This is a genomic window from Cryptosporangium sp. NPDC048952 (assembly GCF_043197895.1).
GTDB lineage: Bacteria > Actinomycetota > Actinomycetes > Mycobacteriales > Cryptosporangiaceae > Cryptosporangium.
In genome coordinates, this window is the sequence record NZ_JBICTY010000009.1 from 54370 (window position 1) to 67959 (window position 13590).

Sequence of the window (13590 nt, forward strand, 5' to 3'; positions counted from 1 at the left end):
GATGGAGAGAGACCCCCACATGCGCATGTCCAGACCCACCACCGTGTTCGCCGTGGCGCTCGCGGGCGTCACGCTGTTCGGTGCGGCCGGCTGCAGCTCGTCCGACGACGAAGGTTCCAGCGGTGAGAAGAGCGGCGGCCCGATCTCGGTCGCTGCCACCGACTCGTCGTGCAAGCTCGACAAAACCGATCTCGACGCCGGTACCAGCACGTTCGAGATCAAGAACACGGGCTCGAAGGTCACCGAGTTCTACGTGTACGCCGAGGGCGACCGGATCATGGGTGAGGTCGAGAACATCGGCCCCGGCCTGAGCCGGAAGTTGATCGTCGAGCTGCCCGCCGGTTCGTACGAGGGGACCTGCAAGCCCGGCATGAAGGGCACCGGCCTGCGTACGGCGCTGAAGGTCACTGGCGCTTCGGAGTCGCTGGGTACCGATGCGCAGCTCGCCGAGGCCACCGAGAGCTACCAGCGTTACGTCAAGAGCCAGACCACCGCGCTGATCGCGAAGACGACGGAGTTCGTCAACGCCGTGAAGGCGAACGACGTGCCGCAGGCGAAGGCGCTGTTCCCGGTCGCGCGGACGTACTGGGAGCGGATCGAGCCGGTCGCCGAGAGCTTCGGTGACCTCGACCCGCGTACCGACGCTCGGGAGAACGACGTCGAGCCGGGTACCGAGTGGACCGGCTTCCACCGGATCGAGAAGGACCTGTGGGTGACCGGGGACGTCTCGAAGGACGGTGCGCTGGCCGACCAGCTGCTGAAGGACGTGCAGGAGGTCGTCACGAAGTCCAACTCGGTGAAGCTGTCGCCGCTGCAGCTGGCCAACGGGGCGAAGGGGCTGCTCGACGAGGTCGCGACCGGGAAGATCACCGGTGAGGAAGACCGGTACTCGCACACGGACCTGTGGGACTTCCAGGCCAACGTGGAGGGGTCGAAGGCGGCGATCGCCGCGCTGCGTCCGACGCTGGAGGAGCGTGACCCGGCGTTGGTCAAGGAGCTCGACACGCGCTTCGACGCCGTGCAGAAGCTGCTGGACGCGCAGGCCACCGACGACGGGTTCAAGCTCTACACCGATCTGACCCCGGCGGAGATCAAGTCGTTCGCGACCGCCGTCGACGCGCTGAGCGAGCCGCTGAGCAAGGTCGCCGCGGTAGTCGCACAGAAGTAACCCAGCCTGAGGGCGCCCCGGCTTCCGGGGCGCCCTCCGGGCGATCTGACGGGAGGGCTGAGCAATGGACGCGTCGAAGGGCCGCGCGGCGGCCGACACCGCCCCCGCGCCGAACGCCCCGGCCGGCCCGGCGGTCGGCGGCGGCGCTCAGGCCGGCCCGGCGGTCGGCAGCGGTGCCGCTGCGGATGCGGATGCTGCGGCTCCGGCGGATGCGCCGTCGCGGAGCGCTCCAGGGCGGGAGACGCCGGGGCGGCGGGGGTTTTCTCGGCGGCGGTTGCTCGGGGCCGGGGCGGTCGGGTTGGCCGGGCTGGGGGCTGCGGCGACCGGGGGATACGTCGTGGCGGACGCACGCTCCGGGGCGCGATCGGCCGGCAGCGACGCGGCGGGCTCGGTGCCGTTCCACGGCACACACCAGGCCGGCATCACCACCCCGGCGCAGGACCGCCTGCACTTCGTCAGCTTCGACATCACCACCGAGAACCGCGCCGACCTCGTCGACCTGCTCCGCGAGTGGACGAAGGCCGCCGAACGCATGACCATCGGCGACTCCGCGGGTGACCTCGGCGGACCGGTCGAGGCACCCCCCGCCGACACCGGCGAGGCGCTCGGCCTCCCACCGTCCCAGCTCACGCTGACGATCGGTTTCGGCCCGTCGCTGTTCGACAAACGCTTCGGGCTGACGTCACAGCGCCCGCCCGCGCTCGTCGACCTCCCGGCCTTCCCCGGCGACGACCTCGAGGAGGCCCGCTCCGGGGGTGACCTCGCGATCCAGGCGTGCTCCCACGACCCGCAGGTAGCCGTGCACGCCGTGCGCAACCTCGCCCGCATCGGGTTCGGCGCGGTGGCGGTGCGCTGGTCGCAGCTCGGGTTCGGCCGGACGTCGTCGACTTCGCGCGACCAGGCCACCCCGCGCAACCTGTTCGGGTTCAAGGACGGCACCGCGAACCTCAAGGCCGAGGACGCCAAGCTCCTCGAGGAGCAGCTCTGGGTGTCCGGGGCCGACGGCACGCCCTGGATGACGAACGGCTCGTACCTGGTCGCGCGCCGGATGCGCATGCACATCGAGACGTGGGACCGCACGTCGCTGGACGAGCAGCAGATGATCTTCGGTCGCTTCAAGGGCAGCGGCGCCCCCACCACGAGCCCGGACGAGAACACCCGCGAGTTCGACGAGTTCGAGTTCGACACGGTGACCGGTGCCTCCGAGCCGGTGATCGCCGAGAACGCCCACACGCGTCTGGCGCACCCGGACTTCAACAACGGGGCCCGTCTGCTCCGGCGCGGCTACAACTTCGTCGACGGGTCCGACGGTCTGGGCCGCCTGGACGCCGGGCTGTTCTTCCTCGCCTACCAGCGTGACCCGCGCAAACAGTTCATCCCGATCCAGCAGAACCTGGCTCGTGCCGACGCGATGAACGAGTACGTCAAACACGTCGGCAGCGCGATCTACGCCGTCCCCCCGGGCGTGAAGAAAGGAAGCTACTGGGGCGACACCCTGTTCGGCTGACCGGGAGCGCCGAGGGCTACTACCGCGCGGCGGGCTGCGAGGCGGTCGGCCTCGCGGCGTCGGCGCTCGGCGAGCACCGCGGTGAGGTAAGCCCACGCCGGCGTACCGGGTGGCGGGGGAGGCGTCGTGCTGTGGTAGACCTCGTCGGCCAGCCGCCGCCCGAGCGAGGCCCGCGCCTCGGCGCGCATACCCCCGGAACGCGTCAGGAACTGTCGGAGCGTCATCGCGAGTGCGTCGTCGATGCCGGCGAGGTCGAGGTCGCGCGCCCAGCGCGCCAGCTCCGGCGGCATCACGATCTGCTGCCCCCGCAGATCGGGCAGCCGCTCGACCAGCACGATCGTGCCCGCAGCGAGGTCACCGAGGCGCTTGGCCCGCGCGGTGAACAGGATGCACGCCGACCCGAAGATCCACGTCAGCGGCGCCAGCAACAGACCGGGCCACTCCACCGCGACGCCGATCAGACCGCGGGTCAGCGCGTGCCGGAACCGGATCGGGCCGCCGTCGTCACGCACGACCCGCAGCCCCATCGCGAACTTCCCCGGGCTACGCCCACGGGTGAGCGTCTCGAACGCGACCGGCCAGACGATGAAGACGAACACCAGCACCAGGATCGAGAGCGTGGCTCCCACCGCGACGTTCGTGCTGATCACGACCTGCGCGAGCACGATGTTCAGCGCGAACAACAGAAACAGCTGGATGAACGCGTCGATCGCGACCGCGGTGGCCCGTGTGGCGAGCCGGGCGACCGGCAGCTCGACCTCGACGGCCTCGCCGATGATCAACCGCTGCCGCTCCGAGGTCACAGCGCTCACTTTCCCATACGCCCGCTACGAGATCGTGAAGCCCAGTTCGGCGGCCAGGACGTCGGCCAGGGCGATGGCCTGGTCGGACGTGATGAGCGCGCCGCGCAGCGTCGTGAGGCCCTTCGCACCTTCCAGGCGTGAGGTCCGCAGGTCGCACTTGCGGGCCGCGTCCGCACCGAACTCGGCACCGGCCAGGTCGCACCCGTCGAACACGAACCCCGAGAGGTCACCGCGGATCGTCGTGCCCGCGAACGTGCAGTCGCGGAACACCACCGAACCCTTGGCGCGCCGGACGAACAGGCTGCCGCTGTCCCAGCGCGAGCCACTGACCAGCACGTCCTCGGCGAACGACGCGAGCAGCCGCCATCCGACCAACCGGGAGTCGGCGATCACCACCCGACGCGCGGACACCCCTTCCCACCGGGCACCGGCCAGGTCCGACCGCTCGATCCGCACGTCACTCACGTCGAGCGGCTCGAATTTCGTCCCGGTGAAGTCGGCGCCGTCGGCGTACACCGTCGCGATCTCGCCGCGGCCGGCCACACCGACGTAAGAGCCGGTCAGGCGGTTGCGGTAGAGGTCGATCTCGTCGTCGATCGGCCCGTCGACGGGCTCCAGATCGTCGAGGTCCAGCTGGGGCGGGCGGGGGACGGTCCCGGTCGGAGGCACCCTCAGACCGTAGCTCCTGGAGAATGACCCCGTGGAAACCGCCGCGACCGGACCCGGCAGCCGGGGCCGCCCACGCCCGACCTGGTCGGAACTCCCGGCGGACGTACGCACCGGCATCGAATCCGCGCTCGGCACCGAGGTCGTGGAAGCCCACAGCGCTCCGCTCGGCCTGACACCCGGGCTCGCGTCCCGGGTCCGGCTGGCGGACGGGCGACGCGCTTTCCTGAAGGCCGCCGGCGTGCACCGGGGCGCCTTCGAGGTCGAGAAGCTCCGCCGGGAGGCCCGGGTCCTGGGCTCGCTGCGGCCCGACGCCCCGGCGCCGGACCTGCTCGGTGTCTACGACGACGGACGCTGGGCTGCGCTGGCCTGCACCGACGTCGACGGCCGCCCACCGGCGCTGCCCTGGACGCCCGGGGACCTCGAGCGGGTGCTCGCCGCGGTGGCCGACTGCGCTGCCGCGACGACACCGGCCCCGCTCACCGGGCCGCGGTTCGTCACCGACTGGGCGGCGGACCTGACCGGTTGGCGGTCCCTCGCGAACAGCCCCTCCGGAGCGGAGGACCTCAAGGCCGCGCTGCCCGCCGATCTCGCCGATCGCGCGGCCGGTGACCTGGATCAGCTCGCCCGCCTGGAAGCCGGTTGGTCGGTGTGCGCCGACGGGGACACGCTGCTCCACGGCGACCTGCGCGCCGACAACATCCTGCTCACCGACGAGCGGGTGTGGTTCGTCGACTGGCCGTCCGCGAGCGTGGGGGCGCCCTGGCTCGACCTGCTGTTCTTCCTGCCGGGCGTGGCGGCGTCCGCCGCGGTCGACGTCGAGGAAATTGTTCGTAGCCACCCACTGACCAGGGACGTCGCACCGGAGACGATCACCGCGACGGTGGCGGCGCTGGCCGGGTTCCTGGTGACAGTGGGGTTGGAGCCGGCGCCCTGGTACGCGCCGGAGGTACGGGCGTTCCAGCTGGCCGAGGCAGCCGCTGCGCTGCGGTGGCTGTACAGAAGGCGCTGAAGTTTCCTTCGAAGCGAGCGTCGTGCCCCGATGAACACGACATGCCCATTCGAGCGGTACTCCAGCGTCCAGGGACGCTGTTGCTGCTCGTGCTCGTGGCCAACACGTACGCGTACTTCGTCTCGCACGGCGGCGACTCGGCCGTCGGGCTGCTCACCTACCTGCTCCAGGCGTTCCTGCTCTACCGGATCTGGCGCGGCGCGAACCTGGTGCCGGCGCTGCTCCTGCTGGCGATCGCCGCGTACGAGGCGTACTGCGTCAAGCAGGTGTTCGACGCCGGCGCGGCGGCCGGTCACCGCGGGTGGGTGACCGCCCACGTGCTGGCGGTCGCCGTGACGGTGACCGTCCTGATCAGCGCGCCGGTGCGGCGCAGGATGGGTCCACTACGTGGAATCCGGAAGACGGAGCGCGCGTGATCTCCGCCACGTCCGCACCTCGCCATCGGTACGCCCGGCATCGACGCCCTGTCGGCAGTACGCGGGCGTCCTGCGGCGATGACCACCCGGACGATCTCTGACGGCGAAAGGCTGATGCGGTCCGACCTGCTGACGGACCGCGTCGAGATACCGCCTGCTCAGCAAACTCTGTAACGTTCTTGTTGCTCGACCGCGAACACCACGTGTCAACCAGGTGGATCGCGGGTCGACGCAAGGGAGTGGCTCCATCCGCAGTCGGCTACCCGCCGGCGAGCCCCCCGACCATCCGGCCGTGGCGTCGTTGGTGACGCCTGGTGCCCTGTGCCTGCCGCACGAATGACGTGTGCCGGGCCGGCCGGTGCCCACCGAACGATTTCGTCGCGTTGGAGACCGTCATGACCGCCGGGCCCGAAGCCCAGCCTGCCCTGCTGCCCGTCACCCGTCCCGACCGCGGAGTCGCGGACCTGGCGATGGAAGCTGCCGACGTGCTGCGCAGCAACGACATCGGCACCATGGTGACCGCCGCGCCGGCGCTGTACCCACACCTGTGGAGCTGGGACGCCGCGTTCATCTCGATCGGCCTGGCGCACCTGGGCGTCGAGCGCGCGGGGCAGGAGCTCCGGACGCTCCTGGCCGCGCAGTGGGCCGACGGCATGATCCCGCACATCGTCTACGGCGACCGCGGTGGTTATTTCCCGGGCCCGGGTCGGTGGGGCACCGCCGAGCTGTCCGCGTCCGCGCCGCAGGCGCCGTTGACGTCCGGCATCTGCCAGCCGCCGGTCCACGCGATCGCGGTGGGTCGCATCCTCGAGGTCGCCCGCAGGGGCTCCGACGAGGACCGGGCCGCCGGTGAGAAGCTCGTGCTCGACTCGTGGGAGTCGCTGTACCGCTGGCACGCGTGGCTCGCGCGGTACCGCGACCCGGAGGGCACCGGCCTGATCGCTGTCGTGCACGGCTGGGAATCCGGCATGGACAACTCGCCGCGCTGGGACCGGCCCTACTCGGCCGTCGTCCCCGGCCCGGACCTGCCGTCGTACGTGCGGCTCGACCGTGAGTTGGTGCGTGACGGCGCCGAGCGGCCGACCGACGTCGAGTACGACAGGTACCTCTGGCTGATCGAGGAGATGCGCCGCGTCTCCTACGACCCGGTGAAGGTGTACGAGACCTGCAGTTTCCTGGTCGCGGACGTGCTGGTGAGCGCGATCTTCGCGGTGGCCTCGGACGTGCTCGCCGACCTCGGTGACGAGTTCGGGATGCCGCCAGCGCAGGTCGCCGACCTGCGGGCGTGGGCCGCGCGGTCGCGAGCGGCCGTCGCTGCGTCGTGCTCGCCGGAGACCGGGCTGGCCCGGGACTTCGACCGGCGCGCCGGCGCCTGGATCGACGTCGAGACCCTCGCGGGTTTCGCGCCGTTGATCTGTGGCGGTCTCGATGCCGACGCCGAACGCGCGCTGATCTCGACGCTGCACGGGCCTCGCTGGGCCGGCCACCCGGACCTGGTCGCAAAGGTGCCGCCGACGGTCTCGCCGGACTCGGCGGGGTTCAAGTCGCGGGAGTACTGGCGTGGGCCGCAGTGGCCCGTGGTGTCGTGGCTGTTCGGGTGGGCGCACGCCCGCCACGGTCACGCCGCCGAGGCCCAGCGTCTGCGCTCGGAGACGCTCGAACTGGTCGGCGACGGCGCCTTCTCCGAGTACTACGAGCCCCTGACCGGCGAGGCCCTGGGCAGTCGCCGCCAAAGCTGGACGGCGGCAGTAATCCTGGACTGGCTCGACTACTAGTGGGCGGCGCGCCGCCCACGGCGGGCTCCAGGTCAGAGCTTGCGCTCGCGCCATTGTGGGATGGGAATCGCAGCTTCATCGAGCCGAAAACGTTCGGCGTCCGTATTCACGGGCATGGACGTCGACTCGCTCACCGTGGGCCGCGAAACGCCCAGTGTTGACCAGGCAGCTCCGCCGACCGACACGTTCGCCCAGTACCTTCCACCCGGCTGGATGACGCTCCGGGTCGCGCACGACCGCTGGCTGCTCTACGGCCCGCACCGCGACCGGGGCCCGTCCCGCGGCTCCGCCGTACTCGTCGGCGAGCTCACCTGGCTGCACTCCAACGAGTGGCGGGTGCTGCCCGTCGACGAGATCCTGCCGTGGGACCGGACGTTCCCGAACGTCCTAGCCGCTCTCGACCCGCTGATGACCTGGTGGAACCTCCGCCGACGCCGCCACCGCGCCGCCTAGGTCAGTCCCACCAGAAGTACCAGCTCGGGCTGCGCACCTGCCCTGCCGCGAGGGCGGCCAACGAGCCGACGCCCTGGTCCACGGCGTCGGGGCAGTACGCGTACTGCTCGACCGCTGTCGCGGCTGCCTCGCGCGGATCCATCGGCGGCGTCGGCACCAGCAGTTCCAGCATGTCGAACGAGAGCGTGACGAGCTGCGCGCCGTGCAGGTCGTGCCACCGCTTCAGGATCGCGACGTGGTCCGCCCCGTCGATGTCGCAGTTCACCGCGCCCTGCCAGGACAACAATCCCGGCACCTCGTAGCCGGCCCGCGCCGGGATGAGCCCGACGAGGGTCTCCTGCTTGTCCCAGACGAACTCGGGCTCGGGGCTGGGCTGGGCGTCCAGGTCGGGGTTGAGGTAGACGTCTTCGATCGACATCGTGTTCTGCCCCTCGGCCAACTCGGCGAGACGCCGCGCGGCGTCCATCGCCAGGCCCCGCTCGACGGCGGTGGGATCGCAGTCGTTCTCGGCCATGTACGCGAGGTCGGCGGTCTCGTCGCCGGGCCCGACCAGGAACGGGTAGAGGCCGGTGCGCTCGTGCAACCGACGTAAGCGCAGCCAGTGGTCGAAGCCCTCACCTGCTTCGACGGGGTACGCCCACACCGGAACGCCGGTGCCCGAGCGGAAGAGGAGGTCGAGTCCGGGCAGCGCGACGCCGAGCCGGACGAACACGTCCTGCGGGTTGCCCCCTCGATCGGAGAACGAACTGACAGCAGCCACGTCGCCAATCTTCTCAGGCCGAGCGACATGTCGACACCGCTAGGTGCATCTCACACTTCCCGGGGTGTGGAGCCCCACGAGTTCGGCAACACTGCACGTCATGGGTAACCCGCATCTTTCTCGATTCCGTCGGCTTCCCGGGTGACGGCGCTCGCACTCGTCGCCGTTCTGGTCTTTCTCGCCGCGAACGCGGTCTTCGTCGCCGCCGAGTTCTCGCTCACCAGCCTCGACCGCCCTCGCGTCCAGCGTCTCGCCGCCGGCGGCAGCGAGAAGGACGCCCGAGTACTCGCCGCGCTCCGGACGCTTTCGTTCCAGCTGTCCGGTTCGCAGCTGGGCATCACGGTCTCGTCACTGATCCTGGGCTACCTCGCGGAACCGGCGATCGGCACGCTGCTCGATCCGGGCTTCGACGCGATCGGTCTCTCGGAGAGCGTCGCGGGCACCGCGTCCTACGTGGTCGCGCTGATCCTCGCGACAGCGGTGCAGACCGTGTTCGGCGAACTCGTGCCGAAGAACGCCGCAGTGTCCGAGCCACTGCGCACCGCGCACATCGTCGCGCCGATCCAGCGGGCGTTCAGTCGGGCCTGCAAGCCGCTGATCCTGATGCTGAACGGGTCCGCGAACTGGGTGATCCGTCGGCTGGGCATCGAGCCGCAGGACGAGTTGGGTGCCGGGCGTTCCCGGGCCGAGCTGAGTGGCCTCATCCGCACGTCCGCCGAGCAGGGTCTGTTGACCGAGGGCACCGCCCGGCTGGTGCGACGTTCACTGGTGTTCGACGACCGGACAGTGGCCGATGTGCTCACACCCCGCACCCGCGTGAAAGCCCTCTCGGCGCACAGCACTGTCGCGGACCTGGCGGCCGAGTCGCGCCGCACTGGCTTTTCCCGTTTCCCCGTGTTCGAGCACCAGCTCGACAACCTGCTGGGCGTCGTCCACGTGAAGGCAGTTTTCCGCTTCCCGGACGAGGAGCGTGCCCACACATCGATCCGGGAGGTGATGGAGCCGTTCGGTGTGCTGCCGGAAACGCTGGAGCTGGACGAGGCGCTCGGCCAGCTGCGGCAGGAGCCGCTGCAGGCGGCCGCGGTGATCGACGAGTACGGCGGCCTGGCCGGCGTGGTGACGCTCGAGGACCTGATCGAGGAGCTGGTCGGGGAGGTGCGCGACGAGCACGACCGGCCACCGGAGCCCGACATCGTGAAGCTCGGCGCCGACCACTGGCGGGTGTCGGGGCTGCTCCGCGACGACGCGGCGGCGACGCGGATCTGTTTCAACGTCCCGTCCGGGCCCTACGAGACGCTGGCCGGGCTGTTCCTCGACCGCGCGGGCAAGGTGCCCGAGGTCGGCGACTCGGTGACGGTGGAGGACGCGATCGACCCCGCCGAGTGGCAACTGATCGTCGACGAAATGGACGCCCACCGCATCGCGGCGATCCGCCTGCGCCGGACCGAGACCGAACCGAGGGACGAGGACTGACATGGACTTCGCTCTCGTGATCCTGACGTTCGCCCTGCTGCTGGGCAACGCGTTCTTCGTCGGCGCGGAGTTCGCGCTGGTGACCACCCGCCGCGATCAGCTCGAACCCCGTGTCGCACGGGGTTCGAGGGCCGCGAAGACCGCGCTCTACGGCGTGGAGCACCTGTCGCTGATGCTCGCCGGTGCGCAGCTCGGCATCTCGCTCTGTTCACTCGGGCTCGGCGCGGCCGGTGAGCCGGCGATCGCGCACCTGATCGAGGGTCCGCTGGAGCTCGTGCACGTGCCCGAGGGCATGCTGCACCCGATCGCGTTCGTGATCGCGCTGTCGATCGTGTCCTACCTGCACCTGGTGCTCGGCGAGCTGGTGCCGAAGAACATCTCGCTGGCGGGGCCGGTGCGGGCGGCGCTGCTCCTCGGGCCGCCGATGGTGACCTGGTGCCGGATAACCAAGCCGATCGTCGTCAGCCTCAACGCGACGGCGAACGGCGTCCTCAAGCTGGTCGGCATCACGCCGCGGGACGACCTGGACACGGTCTACAACACCGAGGACTGACCGAGCTGGTCGCCGAGTCCCGTGCCGAGGGCTACCTCGACGAGGACTCGGAGCAGCGGCTGACCAGGGCACTGTCCATCGAGGCCCGGACCGCGAGCGACGTGGCGCTGACCGGCGATCAGCTCACGTTGGTGCCCGACGACGCGACCGTCCGCGACGTCGAGCGCCTGGTGGCCTCCTCGGGTTACTCCCGGTTCCCGGTGCGGGGATCGGACGGCTTCGCCGGTTACGTCCACGCCAAGGACCTGCTGGAGGCGCGGCCCGACGAGCTCGACGAGATCCTGCCGGAGCGACTGATCCGCACGATGCCCGAGATCGACGACGACGCACCGCTCGCCGACGCGGTCGAGGCGCTGCGACGGGACGGCGCACACCTCGGGCTGGTGAACGGCACGGCGGTCGTCGCGTTGGAAGACCTGCTCGAGGAGCTGGTCGGGCAGCTCAACGAGACACCGCCGGTCGCCGATCGGGAAGCCCAGGAGGCAGATACTGGTTTGACGCAAGCATCCAGTGGCGACTGATAAGCAAGCGTTACCTGACAGCCCCCTGGAGGCCCCCCATGACGTCCGCATCGGTGAGCGGCGCCAGTAACACCGCACGCCGCGCAGCCCGCAGCGACTGGATCACTCGGATCGGTCGGGTGGGATTGGTGGCCTACGGGGTGGTGAACCTGCTGATCGCGTTCCTGGCCATTCAGGTCGCGACCGGCGACAGCGGCGAGGAGGCGAACAAGAACGGGGCGCTCTCCGAGGTCGCCGAAAAGCCGTTCGGTCAGGCGATTCTGTGGATCGTCACGGTCGGTCTGGTCGCGCTGACGATCTGGCAGATCGCGGAGGCGATCTGGGGTCACGCGTCGGCCGGTGACCGGCGGCTGAAGAAGCGTCTCACCAGCGCACTCGAGGCCGCGATCTTCGGTTTCCTCGCGTTCACCGCGGCCAAGTTCGCGATGGGCAACCCGCAGCACGGCAGCAAGACCCAGTCGTTCACCGGCAAGCTGCTCGACGCCCCGTTCGGGCGTGGGCTCGTGATCATCATCGGGCTCGCGATCGTCGTCGGCGCCGCGTTCGTGGTGTGGCACGGCTGGAAGAAGAAGTTCCGCGAGGACCTCGACCTGTCGCACGCCGACGCGAAGGCACGCAAGGCCGCCGAGCGCACCGGGCAGGTCGGTTACATGGCGGTCGGCGTCGCGTACGCGGTGGTCGGTGGCCTGGTGGTCGCGGCGGCGGTCAGCTTCGACAAGGAGAAGGCGTCCGGCCTGGACGGTGCGATGAAGACGATCGCGTCGCAGCCGTTCGGCTCGCTGCTGCTGTGGCTGATGGCGCTGGGCTTCGTCTGCTACGGCGTCTACTGCTTCTTCGACGCGCGCTACCGCAAGTCCTGAGTCACCCGGTCGCGGGCGACGCGTAGACGACGACATTGGCCTCGTACGACTGGGTTTTCCGGTCGTACGGGGCCGTGCACGTGACGAGCACCAACCGCTCCGGAACTCCCTGTGCGAACACGTCGCCGGGGAGTTTCGCTTTTTTGTAGACCCGGCGGGCGGCCACCCGGTACGCCCGGCGTCCGGTGGTGCTGTCGACCCAAATCAGGTCGCCGACCGAGAGCTTCCCGATGTCGTAGAGCGCGCCCCGACCGAGCTCCCGGTCGTCGACGTGGCCGGCGAGGATCACCGACCCGAACGTCGAGCCGGGACCGGCGCCGGCCGACCACCAGCCGACGCGGCGCGGATCCTCGGGGAGCGTGAGGCCGCCGACCGTGTTGACGATCTCCGAATCGACGACAGCGTCGACGTCCAGCACGGGGATCACCAGACGCCGAGGCCGCGCCACAGCGGGATCGGGCGGGACCGTGAGCGACTCCTTCGGGCTCGCGGAAGTTGCGCTCTCCGGCGCCGTGCTCTTCGAAGACCCGCGTCCCGGGGACGCGCTTCTCGGCGCGGCTTGCGCCGACTCGCCGGGCACCACGCCCACCTCGCTCGGCAGATCGGGTGCCGGGGGAGGCAGCAGCGCGTAGATCGCCGCCGCGGCGAGGCAGACGATCCCCGTCGCCAGACCGGCGTACGCGGGCCAGCGCTTCGAACGGTCAGGGGTGGGAAGGCGGAGCTTCCGACGGGCCGGTAACAAGAACCGCCGGGAATCGATCATTCCTCGGGCTATCCGCTCTCGGGAAGGGTGCCCCGACGACGCCACAACCAGGCGGATCCGAGCAGGAAGGCAACGCCGACCGCAGCGAGCGTACCGGCGATCACCGGACGGTTCCCCGGGGAGATGCCCCGCCCGGCGTCGACCTGTCCCGGTGCGGCTCCCACCGCGGGCGCGTTGTCGTCCAGCCCCTCGGCGTGCTTGGCCACCACCGGCGACGTCCTGCGCGCCAGGTTCTTCACCTCTTCGTTCTGGCCACCGGTCAGCTCGGCTTCCACCTGGCGCCGGATCGACGCTTGGGCCTGCCGCTGCGTGGACACCCAGAGGCCGTCGAAGGCCGGACCGCTGGTCTGCTCGTACCGGTTGAGCATCGCCTGCTGCGTGGAATCGGGCCGGGCCGGCAGGTCGACGCCGAGCTTCTTCGCCACCGGGCGAAGCTCGTTGTCGAGACGGGAGTGGTCAGTGAGCCACTGGTTGGCCAGCTCGCGCGTTTCCTTGTCGCCCTTGCGCAGACCGATGCGGGCCGCGGCGACAGCGGCGAGGTGGGCCTGGTGGGCGCCGCGGAGGAAAGACTGATCCTGGGCGTTGACGCCGGCCACCGGCGCGGCGAACGCTTCGCCCGGTAAGACGAGCAGGATCAACAAAGCGGAGAGCAACGTCATCAAGCCAATCTTGCGCTGCATGGCACCGTCCTTCCGGCCCGCCGTCGCTCACCGCGAAGGTACCCGATACCTCCCAGTGACCATACCGCTGCGTTGGGTTCAACACGCTGTGAGGTACCCGCACTCTCCGGTCCATACGCGTCCCGCTGGTCCCAGCCGCCTACGATCACTCGCGTGGCCGTGACCGAAGCGTTGTCCTCG

15 protein-coding genes are annotated in these 13590 nt (G+C 70.3%); 10 read left to right on the forward strand and 5 right to left on the reverse strand.

Going from position 1 to position 13590, the window contains the following annotated elements; all coding sequences use genetic code 11:
* Positions 1-19 precede the first annotated feature (19 nt).
* Positions 20-1168 (forward strand): iron uptake system protein EfeO, encoded by a 1149-nt coding sequence (gene efeO, locus ACGFY5_RS39740; protein ID WP_392729184.1) that lies wholly within the window; start codon positions 20-22, stop codon positions 1166-1168.
* 64 nt (positions 1169-1232) lie between these two features.
* The gene (gene efeB, locus ACGFY5_RS39745; RefSeq protein ID WP_392729186.1) at positions 1233-2675 is read left to right on the forward strand and encodes an iron uptake transporter deferrochelatase/peroxidase subunit; all 1443 of its coding nucleotides are present in this window, start codon (positions 1233-1235) and stop codon (positions 2673-2675) included.
* On the opposite strand, the gene ACGFY5_RS39750 is transcribed toward efeB, so the two are convergent.
* Positions 2648-3478, reverse strand: a complete 831-nt coding sequence (locus tag ACGFY5_RS39750) for an RDD family protein (RefSeq protein ID WP_392729188.1) — start codon at positions 3476-3478, stop codon at positions 2648-2650. The genes efeB and ACGFY5_RS39750 overlap by 28 nt on opposite strands.
* Before the next feature lie 24 nt (positions 3479-3502).
* Entirely contained in the window at positions 3503-4147 is a 645-nt protein-coding gene (locus ACGFY5_RS39755) for a pentapeptide repeat-containing protein (protein WP_392729190.1), read from the reverse strand.
* 31 nt (positions 4148-4178) lie between these two features.
* Between ACGFY5_RS39755 and ACGFY5_RS39760 the strand changes: the two genes are divergently transcribed.
* The 4 genes from ACGFY5_RS39760 (at position 4179) to ACGFY5_RS39775 (ending at position 7800) form a co-directional block, all read left to right on the forward strand.
* Positions 4179-5156: a phosphotransferase gene (locus ACGFY5_RS39760; RefSeq protein WP_392729192.1), complete on the forward strand. Its 978-nt coding sequence runs from the start codon at positions 4179-4181 to the stop codon at positions 5154-5156.
* Positions 5157-5197: 41 nt separating this feature from the next.
* Entirely contained in the window at positions 5198-5572 is a 375-nt protein-coding gene (locus tag ACGFY5_RS39765; protein ID WP_392729194.1) for a hypothetical protein, read from the forward strand.
* A 470-nt stretch (positions 5573-6042) separates the two neighbouring features.
* Positions 6043-7347, forward strand: coding sequence for a glycogen debranching protein (locus ACGFY5_RS39770; RefSeq protein ID WP_392730020.1), 1305 nt, complete (start codon positions 6043-6045; stop codon positions 7345-7347).
* Positions 7348-7461: 114 nt separating this feature from the next.
* Positions 7462-7800 carry a hypothetical protein gene (locus ACGFY5_RS39775; protein WP_392729195.1) on the forward strand — a complete coding sequence of 113 codons (339 nt, stop codon included), beginning with the start codon at positions 7462-7464 and terminating at the stop codon, positions 7798-7800.
* Position 7801: 1 nt separating this feature from the next.
* On the opposite strand, the gene ACGFY5_RS39780 is transcribed toward ACGFY5_RS39775, so the two are convergent.
* A complete protein-coding gene (locus ACGFY5_RS39780) occupies positions 7802-8560 on the reverse strand; it encodes a DUF4253 domain-containing protein (RefSeq protein WP_392729197.1) in 759 nt (252 codons plus the stop codon).
* A 141-nt stretch (positions 8561-8701) separates the two neighbouring features.
* Here ACGFY5_RS39780 and ACGFY5_RS39785 point away from each other — a divergent pair, with 141 nt between their 5' ends.
* The 4 genes from ACGFY5_RS39785 to ACGFY5_RS39800 all read left to right on the forward strand — a co-directional run bounded on the left by ACGFY5_RS39785 (position 8702) and on the right by ACGFY5_RS39800 (position 11967).
* Positions 8702-10033, forward strand: coding sequence for a hemolysin family protein (locus ACGFY5_RS39785; protein ID WP_392729200.1), 1332 nt, complete (start codon positions 8702-8704; stop codon positions 10031-10033).
* Between the two features lies 1 nt (position 10034).
* The gene (locus tag ACGFY5_RS39790; RefSeq protein ID WP_392729201.1) at positions 10035-10586 is read left to right on the forward strand and encodes a CNNM domain-containing protein; all 552 of its coding nucleotides are present in this window, start codon (positions 10035-10037) and stop codon (positions 10584-10586) included.
* 101 nt (positions 10587-10687) lie between these two features.
* Entirely contained in the window at positions 10688-11107 is a 420-nt protein-coding gene (locus ACGFY5_RS39795; protein WP_392729204.1) for a CBS domain-containing protein, read from the forward strand.
* 38 nt (positions 11108-11145) lie between these two features.
* Positions 11146-11967, forward strand: a complete 822-nt coding sequence (locus tag ACGFY5_RS39800; RefSeq protein ID WP_392729205.1) for a DUF1206 domain-containing protein — start codon at positions 11146-11148, stop codon at positions 11965-11967.
* A 1-nt stretch (position 11968) separates the two neighbouring features.
* Here ACGFY5_RS39800 and ACGFY5_RS39805 read toward each other — a convergent pair whose 3' ends face one another.
* Both ACGFY5_RS39805 and ACGFY5_RS39810 read right to left on the reverse strand, forming a co-directional pair.
* Positions 11969-12730, reverse strand: coding sequence for a class F sortase (locus tag ACGFY5_RS39805; RefSeq protein ID WP_392729208.1), 762 nt, complete (start codon positions 12728-12730; stop codon positions 11969-11971).
* Positions 12731-12738: 8 nt separating this feature from the next.
* The gene (locus ACGFY5_RS39810) at positions 12739-13410 is read right to left on the reverse strand and encodes a DUF4142 domain-containing protein (protein WP_392729211.1); all 672 of its coding nucleotides are present in this window, start codon (positions 13408-13410) and stop codon (positions 12739-12741) included.
* Between the last annotated feature and the right edge of the window lie 180 nt (positions 13411-13590).

Bases quoted from the DNA above. Each gene is read 5' to 3' on its own strand.
- efeO (WP_392729184.1), top strand. From the start codon at position 20: ATGCGCATGTCCAGACCCACCACCGTGTTCGCCGTGGCGCTCGCGGGC.
- efeB (WP_392729186.1), top strand. From the start codon at position 1,233: ATGGACGCGTCGAAGGGCCGCGCGGCGGCCGACACCGCCCCCGCGCCG.
- ACGFY5_RS39765 (WP_392729194.1), top strand. From the start codon at position 5,198: ATGCCCATTCGAGCGGTACTCCAGCGTCCAGGGACGCTGTTGCTGCTC.
- ACGFY5_RS39770 (WP_392730020.1), top strand. From the start codon at position 6,043: ATGGAAGCTGCCGACGTGCTGCGCAGCAACGACATCGGCACCATGGTG.
- ACGFY5_RS39775 (WP_392729195.1), top strand. From the start codon at position 7,462: ATGGACGTCGACTCGCTCACCGTGGGCCGCGAAACGCCCAGTGTTGAC.
- ACGFY5_RS39790 (WP_392729201.1), top strand. From the start codon at position 10,035: ATGGACTTCGCTCTCGTGATCCTGACGTTCGCCCTGCTGCTGGGCAAC.
- ACGFY5_RS39800 (WP_392729205.1), top strand. From the start codon at position 11,146: ATGACGTCCGCATCGGTGAGCGGCGCCAGTAACACCGCACGCCGCGCA.
- ACGFY5_RS39805 (WP_392729208.1), bottom strand. From the start codon at position 12,730: ATGATCGATTCCCGGCGGTTCTTGTTACCGGCCCGTCGGAAGCTCCGC.
- ACGFY5_RS39810 (WP_392729211.1), bottom strand. From the start codon at position 13,410: ATGCAGCGCAAGATTGGCTTGATGACGTTGCTCTCCGCTTTGTTGATC.